Genomic DNA, 13,660 nt, shown 5'->3' with positions numbered 1-13,660 from the left:
AAAAGCATCAAAAAAACTAGAGAAAAGACAGAGCAAAGTGATGAAAACTCTAAGCTAGCTAATGATTCTAATAAAAAAATAAGTGCAGAGCAGAAGCAAAAACGGCTGGAGTGGCTTAACAATCAGGCTGCGCTCTCAGGTAATAAGGATCTTATGGACGATCCTATCAACCGCTATTTGCTCGAATTCTTATTAGATCATACCGAAGATTACCCGTTGGCTGATGCGCTTAGGCGCTGCGCTCTGGTGTTGACCACGCTGGATAAGCTGTTCGTGGGTACACTAGATAGCTTGTCACAAAAGTGGCTGTCTGAATACAGTGCCGAGACTGGCCATCAGCAAGGCATACAAATCAGCGATCAAGAACAGATAGTGATAGAAAGTATCATCCATGATGCGGTACGCGCGCATCATAGCTACCTGTATAACCAGCAGCCTGAGACTTATCAGCTACTACAGCATACTAAGAAGCTAACGTCACCTGCCGATCATATTGGTGTCGCCCAAAAGTCACTCCAGTTTATCTCGACACCGATTGAAAATGTTGAGATGGGTGAGGAGATAGACTTTGTGGCTTATCAGCAGGCATTAGATAATTTTAAAAATTGTGATTTAAAAGAGTTAGAGCCGTATTTTGATATAGAGTTCGGTATTGAAAAAGGGCTAAAAAAAGGCGGTAAATTTGGTAAAACCATATGCTCTATTGTTACTATTCAGAGATTGATTGGCCAATATGAAGGTGCTTTTTTCGCGAATTTAGATGCTGATTCTGAAAGTTTTTATGGTTTAGTGTCTGATGTTTTTCTGAGTGAAGAAAATGGCGGAAATCTTTTCAAAAAGAAATTTGATGAACAGCGCCAAATTCTTGCTAATTTTAAAGGTATACAATTATTAGCATCATTACGCAATTATACCGAACAGATTAATTTATATTTAAAATCATTGGTTGAAAATTTAAACCGTGATATCGCGCTAAAAGTACGGCAAAAACTGCCATCAATATTAGAAGCACGGCGCGAGACTACTTTTGCCTTGCAAATGGTGCGCTTAAATCAAGCTTTATCAGGCAAACAAGGTGAGCGGCTGGCGCGTTATATTCGCCATCATTATCCGGTGGCATTGATTGATGAGTCACAAGATATCAATGGTGAACAGGCGCGTATGATTGAGCGCATTTATCTGGCCAAAAATACCGATAACGACAACCAAAATCGTAATCGCGGTTTTCTACTGTTAGTAGGCGATCCTAAACAAGCGATTTATGGCTTTCGCGGTGGAGATGTCGCCAATTATAATGCCATGAAAGCTAAGTTCGATAAAAGCCAGATTATGAGCCTTGATGTCAATCGACGCTCTAATGAGCGCTTGATTACCGCATTGAACCACTGGTTTGGTAGACCGAGTCCGGTATCAGACTCACAAGACTTTGGTGTAGATCAGGCTAACCAATTGGCGCAGCTGGGTAAGAGTATCTATTACCAGCATATAACGGCGGCAAATACCAACGCTCGCCTTTCATGGCAACTGCCAGTAGAGGACGAAATAGAACACCAAACGAAAGAGCAGCCAGACAATGCTGCTGTTTTATCGAGTAGTCCTGTCAGTGTGATTCACCTGCCTTATGATAAACAAGCTAAGTATAATGCTTGCGAGCTAACCGCTCTACATATAGCGGCACTGCTGGCAAGTCAGCAAACTATCGAAGGTCGTCCCATCAAACCAAACGATATTGGGGTACTGGGTCGACGTAAGAAGGAGCTCAAGCAAGTTGAGGATATGCTCAGTAAGCTTGGTGTGCCGACACTTGAAACCGCAGAAAAAAACGTCTTTGATACGCCTATCGCCGCTGACTTGGCAGCTTTATTAGAGGCGATGCTACGACCACATCGGCGTGACATCGTTAATCGTGTGTTGACCAGCAATTTTTATCAGTTGAGCCTTACTGATGTACAAGCGCTGATGCTAGATGAGGATGAAGACAATTCTGACCAATCGGGTATAGAGCACGGTTATGAGGATACCGAGCAAGCAGCGCTAAAACAGCGCTATCAAAACTTCCTACTGTATTTAAAGACCGCCTCCGCGTATTGGCAGCACAATGGTATTTTGTCAGCGCTGCACTATCTGTTTGGTCGTAACCCTATGGTGAGCCGAAACTCTAAGCAATATGGTCAACAAGCAAAGAGCCAAAACGTTTGGGTGGGTCTTGCTGATTTAGAAGATGGTGCGCGCTATTTGATGGATTTGCGTCACCTGCTCGATATTTTGGCACAACACGGTATGCATGTCGGCGAGCATGAGCTGTTGGCATGGTATAAGAAAAATATAAATAGTAGCCGTACGCCTGAGTGGGCGCAGCAGCAACCGCTACCAACAGAGTCAGGTGTACAGCTGATGACTATTCATAAATCCAAAGGTCTAGAATTCCCGATTGTCTATGTCGTTGGTATGGATAGCGCTAGTCCCAAAGCAGGCGGTCGTAGCGACCATAATCTATTTCTATATAACCATGATATTGATGACAATAAGACGGAGCGTCGCCTATCGGCCAGTAAAGGCAAGCCGCATAGTAAATCGGCTAAAGGCGAAACAGCCACAGACTATTATGCACAATTTGAAACGACGGAAAACTATGAAGAACTCAGACGACTTGGCTACGTTGCCTTTACTCGCGCAAGTGAGCAGCTATATATTGTATTAGCGGATACTAAAACTAAGACAGGCTTCGAATATAAGCCTGTCTTAAAGTGGCTAAGCTGCTCGGACCAAAAGTTTGCATTGCCAGAGCGATTACAGCCTTATATAGGCTGGCTAGAATATGCTGCAATTGACCTAAGCGCTGAAGCAGTTATTAATACGAGTAAGACTTCCCAAGGAATTGATAATACTGAGTCTATCTCTACTTCTGATACCGCACTACGTATCGACTATCAACATGCCTACGCGCAAATACAACGAAACTCGTTTAAAGGCTGGGCTAAAACCAGTTTTACCGCATTATCGCGTCAGCTGAGCGAACAAAGTAAAGCGTTGGCTGTTTTTGATGATGGGGTAGAAGATGATTTAGATTTGACAGATAGTATCAATCTGTCTGCTAAAACTCTAAGTAGAATTGAAAATCAACAAGATATGCAAAATGACGAGAGTAGCAATAGCAGCAATTCAATCACCTCAATCACCAACGATGATATTCGTTTTCGTTTTGTAAAAGGTGCCAATGCTGGTACGTTTTTGCATGAGATTTTTGAAAAAATAGATTTTACAGACAGTAGTAAATGGTCAGCCATCATTGATCAAAGCATTCGTCAATATCAGCTGCCAATTAGCTATGCTAGCGCCACCTCTCAACAGCGCTTACAGCAAAACAAAGCAATTCCTTTCGAATCGCCTTCAGAGCTGGATACAGAGACTATTGAATCAGCTGAGGCTAACCAGCTAGGTGTCGCTCATAATGAGTTGATGGCATGGGTGGCAGACGTATTAGCCGCACCGTTATTGGCATCTGGTCAGCCTTTACAGGACATACCGGTTAAGCAGCGTATTGCGGAGCTTGGTTTTAACATGGGATTGTCAGAAGACTTCACACCAGAGCATATTAACCGTGTTTTTAGCCAGTATTTACCCGATGAACCAGAAAAGCATATTGAGCTGACCACCCAGTATTCTAATTATATTTATCGTTACCTACGCGGTGAGATTGATCTCGTATATGAATGTGCTGGCAAGTACTATGTGGTTGATTATAAAAGTAACTATTTAGGAGATAGCCTAAGCAACTATAATGATGAAGGTCTAAGCGCTGCTATGAATAAAGCAGGCTACTGGTTACAAGCCGCTATCTATCAGGTGGCACTCCATCGATTTTTGCGCTTGCGTCTACCTAATTATGAAGGTAATGAGACGCAATATTTAGGTGCCGTAGAATATGTGTTTTTGCGTGGTATCGACTCAAAAGGTGCGCAGAACTATGGACGTATCCAATGGCAGATACCGTTTGAGCTGGTTAAAGCATTGGACGAGATGTTTGGTAGCCCAAGTGCCTAGCAAATGAAAATACTAAAATAACGATAAAAACGGATAAACGATGAGTGATGTTAAAAGTATAAACAGTGTGATACAGCAACAGAAAGCAAATAGCGGTGGTATAAACGCTACTAGCACAGATGCTGCTAATAACTGGTCTACGACGATTAGCCAGTATTTATTGCAGCGACGCGCACAAACGGCAGTGGCTTACCAAGGTCAACTGGCACCTAATACAGGTGAAGAGGTTCATGACACGCAAGCTTGGTTGTTTGAGGCGCTATTTGAGGTACTGGTGCAGCGTTTAGAGGAGGGGCATACTGTATTGGTCCTTGACGCGTCTAATGGTGTTGTAAGTGATAATAGACTCAATGATGATACTGGGCTGTTTATTTGGCAACAGCATCTATTGCAACCCTTACTACAGCCATTATTTACAGCGCTTATAAGTACTGGCATAACAGATCTATCAATTGCTGGGCTATTAGAAAGCAATGAGATGTGGCATGCCGCCATGCGCCAATCAACCTTACCTTTATATGATAAAAAAATATTAGAACAACGCCGTCAAGTTTGTGTAAATCTATATCAATCATTAAGACATATAGCTAGTAACGCTACTTCAATAGAAAATAGCCTAAGCAGTTTCAATGAAATATTAAATGACCAACCACTTTTTACTAGAATCGGAAAAGTGAAAAATGAAATTGCCTGCCCAATCATTTTTCAAGTAGATAGTAATCTTGGTTATGAAGGAGAGAGAGGTGAGAAAGGTAACGAAGCAACTAAAATCACCTTATGGCTACATCGTACATGGCAGGCTGAACACGCACTCGCAAAGAATGTGATTCGTATTAAAAACCAGACACTAATAGAATTACCGATAGCACCCAATCCTCGATTACACATCGAGCAACAAGATGCCATTCATATGGCAAATCGATCGGCATTTAGCATCATTACTGGTGGACCAGGGACGGGCAAAACCTTTACCGTTGCGCAGTTGGTTATGGCGCTGCAGCAAGAACAGTCTGAAGGGCATAAATCAAAGGTCAATCTAGCATTAGCTGCCCCAACAGGTAAGGCCGCCCAGCGGATGCAGGAGTCGCTACAGGATGCCATACAGCAAGCGGGAGTCTCTATACAGCTGCCAGAGGCTAAGACCATTCACCGCTTGTTAGGTATCGGGCAGGGCGGTCGTCCACGCTACAATGATAAAAACCCGCTAAGTGAAGATATTATCATCGTTGATGAAGCTTCTATGCTCGGGGTAGAGCTTGCCAATCATTTGGTAAGCGCTATAAAAGCTAATGCGCGGTTGATACTACTTGGTGACGCCAATCAGTTAGCAGCAGTCGATGCAGGGGCAGTGTTAGCAGATTTATACCGTATACCAGTACTACAAGACGTGCACAAGAAATTAGTAGCCAGTCGACGTTTTAAAGACGATTCAGGTATAGGAAAGCTTGCTAAGCTCATTAATAATGAAGATGAAGGCTTAAGCAGCACACAAAACATGATAGACGTTTGGCAGCTTCTTCAAGATGATGACGCCCTAAACTTCTATCATCTGGCATCTAGTGCAAAGGAAAATACGGACGGTGGTATAACAATTAATAAGATACAAAATAGCCTAAGTAACTATAATTTTCTAAAAAACCTCTCAGAAAATTACCTTCAATACTTTAATCAGACCAAAAAAATATTAACAAAAATTAAGTTAGCGAGTTCCATGCCAATAAAAGAATCTATCAATGATTTTACCGAACTAATGATAATACTCAATCAGTTTAGAGTGTTAACAGCTGGTCATCATGGGCGTTGCGGTGATAACCACATCAATAGTTACCTGAGTGAACAGCATAAAACCCAATTAAAATTGCCGTTATCAAAATCACCTTGGTATCATGGTCGTCCTGTCATGGTTTTACAAAATAACTATGAGCTAGGGTTGTTTAACGGTGATATTGGTATTTGTCTACAAACTGAGAAAGGGCGTTTACAAGTATTTTTTGAGAACAAAACTCAAGGTATTAATATTAATATGCTGAGTGATGAGATGATTGCGACTGCGTATGCGATGACCATTCATAAGTCGCAAGGGTCAGAGTTTGATCATGTTGCTATTAGTTTTGATGACAATAATACTCGATTGCTGAGCCAAGAGTTAATCTATACCGCTGTAACGCGCGCCAAAAAACAAGTTTCTATCTTTAGTACAACGTCAGCTTTTACGCGCGCATTATCAACGCCAACTGAAAGACAAACAGGGCTAAGTTTACAGTTCGAAAGACTGATAGATAAGTATTAAAAAAAGCAAGATAAGAAGAGAGCTAAAATGCATACCTTTTATACTGTGCTAGAACACATTAATAAAATTATTTATAAGCCTAATCAATTGATGATAGATTCAATTGAAGAGGAAAAACAAAATTCAGAATATGCAGCTGGTAGATTTGAGTTATCCAGTAAATCAGCTGTTAGAACTGTTCGATTTAGAGTCGCCAAACAAACACCTACTAAAGTGGGGCAGTTTGTTACTTTCTGGGAAAAAGATGATGAAGGTATTAATCAATCTTTTCAATATGATCAATCATCGGATTTACTAGTTATAACTACCTTTAAAGATAATAATACACTTGGGCAATTTGTTTTCCCAAAAGATATTTTACTCAAAAATAATATTCTTAAATCTCATTCTATTAAAGGTAAGATGGGTATAAGAGTCTATCCTAGCTGGGATAAGCCAGCCAGTAACACTGCTATAAGAACCCAAAATTGGCAATTAGATTACTTCTTTGCAGTTACCGATACAAGCATATTGCCTACCAAAAAAATACTAGAGTTGTACGGCTAATATGATGAATATTTAACAAAAAAGTAAATTATAAAAAATAAAAAAGCATCCTATTTGGATGCTTTTCTTAATGACAAAAGTTTTAGATTTATACTTTGTCTTCTTTAATAGCATAGATGCCTGGTAGATGACGCAAATAACCATGGAAATCCATACCACAACCATAAACATAACGATCAGCGACATTGATACCAACAAAATCAACGTCAAAATCTGAAACTTTACGATCATGTTCTTTATTGAGCAGAACACAAGACTCGATAGACAAAGGGTTTTCTTTACTCAATTCTTCGACGATTGCTTTTAGAGTGATGCCTTCATCAAAAATATCATCTATCAATAATATATGCTCACCAGCAAGCTTTACATCCGGCTTGAATTTCCAGTCTAGCTCATTGGTGCCTTCATTATCACGATAACGTGATGCATGGATGTAATGCATGCGATGATAGAACGTCAAATGAGTCAGTAGCTGACCGGCTGGGATAAGTCCACCGTTCATAACGACCATAACAATCGGGTTTAGACCAGCATAATGGAGATTGAGCTGGGCCGCTAAGCGCTCATAAGCAGCAGCGACTTCCATACTGCTAATAAGGCACTCTGAGTTGCGTAATGTTTTTTCAATTTCTTGATTGCTGATTTGGGTCATCGGGTGTGCCTTTGGTAAAAAGTGCCGCTTATTTTAGCAAATTTTAGTGAATTTGCCCAACGCCATATGACTTTTAGAACAAATTTAATCAAATACCATGTCTTATTCTGGCTTTTTTACCATAAAAGGGCGGTAATAATTCGCTAAACGATTTAATGAGCTGTCTGGTAAGTCAGGCAACAGCTTATTAAGCGCCATACTCATGCCTTTATCGATAGCCGCTTTGGCAACTGGTACAGACTTACGTTTAATCATACCAAGCTTTAGTGTTTCCGCATAACGACTGATAAAATGAGTCAACGTCTCTTCATTCATCGTTTCAAGGGCTGTTTTAAACGTCTTCATATCTATGTGTTCAGGGGTGACAGCAGCAAAACCTTTATCAATGATTTCAGCATCTTTTTCTGATAGCTTGAAACCCACCCGTTTTAAACCTTCATTATCGATAAAGGTTGCACGATCTCTTAAAAAATGAAAACTGGGCAAAACTTCTTCATTATTTTCTTTACCCAGTAAAATGTTGAGTAAGGTATCCGATACTCGTTCAACCGTCGCAACAATTTTACGCATGGATGCTTGACGCTCAGGGTTTGGAATAATCTCAACCAGACCAACCAATAAGTTATCGATAAGATCGCGTGCGGTTTGGTGAGTCAGTGCATCGCGATAAGGGTAATAGTCAGTTTTTACATCTGATGCAATGACTTGCTCTGCCTCAATAATTAACGCTTTTAATTTATCTGAAGGTACGAATCCAAAATAGTATGTCATTAATTTTCCTTGGTCTTTATTGGTTTTGATTACTGCTAAATATGTTCAGTGGTTTTAATTACGATTTTTATTTAAGAATGCTAGGATTTATGTGAGGGTAGCTTACTTGCCAGCGACCAGGCCATATCCACTCGTAGTAGTTGAGCTTGTTCTGACTTACCACTACTGAGCGATGACCATTGCGGTTTACCACGCGCTTTTTTAAGCTCACTGGGTAACTTGTGCGCTACCCATGGTGTCACTACATTATCTTCATTGCCATCAACAGACGATCTATTGTTATTTTTCTCGCCATTATATATCAGTTGCGTGGCATCTGTTGCAGCATGGCCACGATGGCGTAGCGTATTCAATAAATCTATGGCCCGAGTTGCCAATAAAGTTAATGTTGCAGGGTCGATATACAGACGTTTTACCCCAGTAATCCTATCGGCGATACTACTGGTATTAGATAATAGGCCGCCTGCGATACCCCCTATGGCAGCGCCTAATCCTAAGGTCGTGCCTAGTGCTGCGGCATCAATGCCCAATCCTAATAGTGCGCCAGCTGCAGCGCCAGAAGTCGTGCGAATACCATAGCTTTTAAGAAGCTCAGGATCAAATGGATCTTGCTGGTACGCTTGCAGTTCAAGCGGGGTTGCTGCAACTGCGTTATCATAAAATTTATATAAATTAAGCAAGTTGTGCTGCATAGCGCGCTCACTCTGTCTGACAGCTTCTTGCATTTGCTGTAATACAGGCATTGGATCATCATCTTCATTAATCTCGCGTACAAAAGCGGCGACATTTAGCAAAAAATCAGCGATGATAATATTGGCCTCATCGTACAGCTGTGCCCAGTCTTCAGTACGACGCTGCATCAATTGCTCAAGCATCTCAGCATGTGTGAGCATGGTCGCAAGATTTTTCCACAGGCGCATTTCATCTTCAAATTCAAATGCTACTGAGTCAAAGCGTGTTGAAATGTGCAAATTACGTCTTGCCAGCATAGTCTGCCAATCATCAATATTGGCATCCTGACTGTCAGTGAAGTTAAACACCGGCATAACAGGTATCGCAGCCCAAGACAAGATAGCCAGCTCATCTTTATATTTACCTAATACTGGCTCACGTGCATCTACGACGTAGATGGCCATATCACTTGCCAGCAGCTGACGGATAACTTTGGCTTCTTGGCTATAGTTATAATCTTGCGAGCCATAATTATCCGCAACATTACTATCGACACCTTGAGCGATATCTGCTGCCAAAAACTGCTGTAAGCGCTCAATGCCATCACGGCGACTGGCGGTATTGTCTTCAAGCCAATCCATCAATCCCGATGCGTCTTCTAGACCAGGGGTGTCATACAATGTCACCAACACTTCACCCGTTTGACTGTCCGTCAGTTGGGCGCGCTCTACATGCCGCGTGGTTGCTGCTTCGTTCTTTACTTCACCAAAATATACGTCACGTAATAAGGTGCGCAGTATAGACGTTTTCCCCGTATTGGTATGACCAACAACGGCTAATTTAAGCGCTTCGCCACTAGCGATTGTCTTTTTAGATGTCGTATTGACAGGTTTTACTTGTTCAGTGAATGCTTGTTTATCTAACGTCTGTTTATTCAAGGGCAGTTCTTCATCGCTAGTAACGGCTAGATATGGCTGATGCGCTGGCTGTTTTCTTGAGTCGGCTGTTATCTCATAAGCCTTATCGGCAAAGAGACCAACATGCTTATCAGTTTTTTGGTTACTTTCTTGGCTGTTCTCTTGATTATTATTGTTATTATTCATAATAGAATCTTATATCAATTATTAATAGCCAAAAAACACCGTAGCCGTTTACGGTTATTATCTGATGAATCATAAGGCGCATTTTTCTAAGAGTCAACTTTAACTAAGCCAATTTTTCGAGCGGAGAGCGCTGTTTGCCATTGCTGATAACGAACGTCTGGTTTTTCTAACAATTGCTCTGTTGTTTGGCTCGACTCTAAAACATCGGTGGTAATATTATTATCAGTAAAGCTAGTATCATTTAGCAATTGTACAATTAGTCCATGTTTTGCATGACTGGCAATTTGATCGAGTTTACGCAATGTGCCACGATCAGGCAACGCTTTACCATGAATCCCCAGTAAGACTTGTACCGAATGGCTATCTAAATAGGTTTTTAACCGTGCCATATCATCACGATCATCGACGATACCGAAGTTTTCAACGTCACTATTGTCTTTAATGTCCGTACTAAGCCCTGATTGCCACCAGTTATCCTGCTCTGATGGGTATTCAAGTAACGCGACCAGTTTCTTGCCAGCGCTGACAGTCGCTTTTGGGGCAATAGGTGCTGGCGATGCAGTAAAATCATCTACATCGACCACGTGACGCTGCCAAAAATTCAAAATCTTTTGATAATAGGGTAGTTTGATATCCAAGCGCATTTTTTTACGACGAAACATCAATGCACAAAACGCCCATGCTATGGCGCGTGGCACAATTCCATACATCAGCAAACTACCTACCAATAATCCTGCCCATTGCCGGGCAACAGATAGTGGCATCGCATCGGTCACCAACCGGCTCTGTACAATAGCCGTGCTGTCTGGAACATCGAAGCCAACCATGCTTGGCAGCCAGCCGAGCACTTGAGTCAAGGTGATAAGCGCCTGATCGGAGAGTAGCGTTGACTCCCAACTAAAGCTGTACTGACGGACGATTAATAAAAATATAATCGCCAGCAGCATGCCGGTCAACGTCGCCAGCCATAACTGATGGCTAAACCGACCTAAATACCAGCGCATACCGCTATGTTGCAATTGACGCTCGTACAAGTCGACTGCCGCCTTGGTGACATCATCCTTACCACGGATGAGATAACTGGGACTAACAAAACTGGCAAACCAGCTTGGCGACTGACGACCTTGATTAATTAATGTCATGACTAACCAACCTAAAAGCATGATGCTATGAAAACCCAGTAAACAAACCAACACATAAAAGAAATTGACCACATTGGTCTGTAGCAAGGTAAACAGTCCCAAAAATCCTGAGATACACCACACCACGCTCATCACAACCATGATGCCTTTGATGCGCCCATCAATCTTACCCAGCACTCGTGCCAGCGCACCATTGCTATCGATACGTGATGCCCTCCGATGCAGTTTTTGCATCGGTTTGCCATCTTCACCTTGCAGTTTTTCAGTGATGAGGAGCGGATCAGTGGCAAAGACATGTTGCTCTGTCTCAAGCGTGCGGACCAGCTCAGTCAATTGGTCTTGGGGCGATAGCATAGTCTGATATCCGTATAATCAATGATGAAATGAAAATAATAAAACCTTTAATGATAATGGCATTTTTATCGGCATTACTATTTTGTTGTTAAAGCCTTTGATATTAAAGGATTTTCTTTGAATGAAAAAAAATCCTGACCATATGGTCAATAATAACTGGCAGTTATCGCAAATAAACGTTATGCTAAAAACAAATTAGAAATCTGATTTGGATATGTATCCCAAACAGTCATGCTCATTCTAATGTTAAATTCAGATAATACACAGTTCTATATACAGTTCTATATACAGTTATAGCGTAAAACTGATTCAGATTAATTGAAAACGAGGTTAAACTCCTTTTCATAGTAAAAACCATAAAATCCAGTAAGCCTATTTTTGCGGTCATTACGACTAGTCATGTAGTAGATAGAGCGCTGGTTTTTATAAAAATAATGAGTTTCACTCTAGGAGTTGTCAAAGAACAAGCCTAGAATACATTAACGACAGAACACCAAGGACGGCTATTTAATATGGATATTAAATCTACTTCTCAATCGGCATTTGCCCGCCCAGAAGACGAAAATCTGGGCGTTGGCGCCAATATTGCTTACGGCTTTCAACACGTACTGACGATGTATGGTGGTATTATTGCTGTACCACTGATTGTTGGACAAGCAGCTGGACTATTACCGGCTGAAATCGGTTTATTGATTGCTGCCTCTTTATTTATTGGTGGTCTAGCGACATTATTGCAGACCATTGGTGTGCCTTTCTTTGGTTGTCAGCTACCGCTAGTACAGGGTGTATCGTTTGCGAGTGTTGCAACCGTGGTTGCCATTGTGACGTCGGGGGGCGGGCTACCTTCTGTATTTGGTGCCGTCATCGCGGCATCTGCTCTGGGCTTTTTGATTACGCCTATTTTCTCCCAGATTATTAAGTTCTTTCCGCCACTGGTAACCGGCACAGTGATTACGACCATTGGTTTGACCTTGATGCCAGTAGCTGCACGCTGGGCTATGGGTGGCAATAGCAACTTACCAACCTTTGGCAGCATGACCAACATTGGTCTTGCCGGCTTCACATTAGCGATGGTGTTATTACTAAGCAAGCTTGGTAATGCGGCTATCAGTCGCTTATCCATTCTGCTAGCGATGGTTATCGGTACTTTTGCTGCTTGGGCTTTCGGCTTAGTCGATTTCTCTGGTATTACAACCGGCTCTATTTTCGCCTTTCCGACACCTTTCCATTTTGGCGCGCCTACCTTTGAGCTTGCTGCGATTATCTCTATGTTTATCGTGGTATTGGTTATTTTAGTAGAAACGTCAGCAGATATCTTGGCAGTTGGTGATATTATTGAGACTGATGTTGACTCAAAGCGCTTAGGTAATGGTCTGCGTGCGGATATGCTAGCCAGTATGGTTGCGCCAATCTTTGGCTCTTTTACTCAAAGTGCTTTTGCACAGAACGTTGGTTTGGTCGCGGTAACCGGCGTTAAAAGCCGTTTTGTAGTCGCTTATGCCGGTATTATCTTGGTCGTTTTAGGCTTGATGCCGATTATGGGTCGTGTTATTGCAACAGTTCCTACCGCAGTATTAGGCGGCGCAGGTATCGTATTGTTTGGTACGGTTGCAGCCAGTGGTATTCGTACACTAGCACAAGTCAGCTATAACAATAATATGAATCTAATTATTGTTGCTACCTCTATTGGTTTTGGTATGTTACCAATTGCAGCGCCATCATTTTACGATCAATTCCCAGACTGGTTTGCGACTATTTTCCATTCAGGCATCAGCTCGGCTGCCATTATGGCCATCGCACTAAACTTGTTATTTAACCACCTAAAAGTAGGTAACTCAGACCAACAGTCAGTATTTGTCGCCGGTACAGAAGACCGTTCAGTGCGTCCTGCGGTTATCTTAGATTTGACTGAAGGTGATTATTTTAGCGAAGGTAAATTATTCGATGTTGATCATAAGGAAGTACCTGTTGTGGCGGTAGACAAACCAGCAGCGCATTAACGGTTACCGCTACACTCAGCTTACTGTAAATCAAAGCCTTGATATTTTTAGCTTAAATCATCCATTAGTCGCCCATTGAGGCGGCT

Annotated in this window: 8 protein-coding genes; 4 read left to right on the top strand and 4 right to left on the bottom strand. The window is 41.8% G+C overall.

The window, feature by feature from the left end:
• The 3 genes from CAN34_RS05215 to CAN34_RS05205 all read left to right on the top strand — a co-directional run.
• The coding region (locus CAN34_RS05215) for a 3'-5' exonuclease (RefSeq protein WP_089554744.1) at window positions 1-4,044 on the top strand (4,044 nt) is incomplete at its 5' end.
• A gap of 40 nt (window positions 4,045-4,084) precedes the next feature.
• Entirely contained in the window at window positions 4,085-6,334 is a 2,250-nt protein-coding gene (gene recD / locus CAN34_RS05210; protein ID WP_089554743.1) for an exodeoxyribonuclease V subunit alpha, read from the top strand.
• A 27-nt stretch (window positions 6,335-6,361) separates the two neighbouring features.
• Window positions 6,362-6,880 (top strand): MepB family protein, encoded by a 519-nt coding sequence (locus CAN34_RS05205; RefSeq protein WP_089554742.1) that lies wholly within the window; start codon window positions 6,362-6,364, stop codon window positions 6,878-6,880.
• Between the two features lie 88 nt (window positions 6,881-6,968).
• Here the strand turns inward: CAN34_RS05205 and CAN34_RS05200 are convergent, their stop codons facing one another.
• The 4 genes from CAN34_RS05200 to CAN34_RS05185 all read right to left on the bottom strand — a co-directional run bounded on the left by CAN34_RS05200 (window position 6,969) and on the right by CAN34_RS05185 (window position 11,574).
• Complete coding sequence (locus tag CAN34_RS05200) at window positions 6,969-7,532, bottom strand: hypoxanthine-guanine phosphoribosyltransferase (RefSeq protein ID WP_079691777.1); 564 nt, start codon at window positions 7,530-7,532, stop codon at window positions 6,969-6,971.
• Between the two features lie 102 nt (window positions 7,533-7,634).
• Window positions 7,635-8,303: a hypothetical protein gene (locus tag CAN34_RS05195; RefSeq protein WP_089554741.1), complete on the bottom strand. Its 669-nt coding sequence runs from the start codon at window positions 8,301-8,303 to the stop codon at window positions 7,635-7,637.
• Window positions 8,304-8,383: 80 nt separating this feature from the next.
• A complete protein-coding gene (locus CAN34_RS05190) occupies window positions 8,384-10,078 on the bottom strand; it encodes a DUF3482 domain-containing protein (RefSeq protein WP_089554740.1) in 1,695 nt (564 codons plus the stop codon).
• An 86-nt stretch (window positions 10,079-10,164) separates the two neighbouring features.
• Window positions 10,165-11,574 carry a DUF2868 domain-containing protein gene (locus CAN34_RS05185; protein ID WP_089554739.1) on the bottom strand — a complete coding sequence of 470 codons (1,410 nt, stop codon included), beginning with the start codon at window positions 11,572-11,574 and terminating at the stop codon, window positions 10,165-10,167.
• Window positions 11,575-12,086: 512 nt separating this feature from the next.
• On the opposite strand from CAN34_RS05185, the gene CAN34_RS05180 reads away from it, so the two are divergent.
• Complete coding sequence (locus CAN34_RS05180) at window positions 12,087-13,574, top strand: nucleobase:cation symporter-2 family protein (protein WP_079691773.1); 1,488 nt, start codon at window positions 12,087-12,089, stop codon at window positions 13,572-13,574.
• The last annotated feature ends 86 nt before the right edge of the window (window positions 13,575-13,660 follow it).

Source organism: Psychrobacter sp. DAB_AL32B (assembly GCF_002224105.1).
In the GTDB taxonomy this organism is placed as follows: domain Bacteria; phylum Pseudomonadota; class Gammaproteobacteria; order Pseudomonadales; family Moraxellaceae; genus Psychrobacter.
Note: the sequence above shows the minus strand (reverse complement) of the source record. Positions and strands in the feature narration are given on the sequence as shown.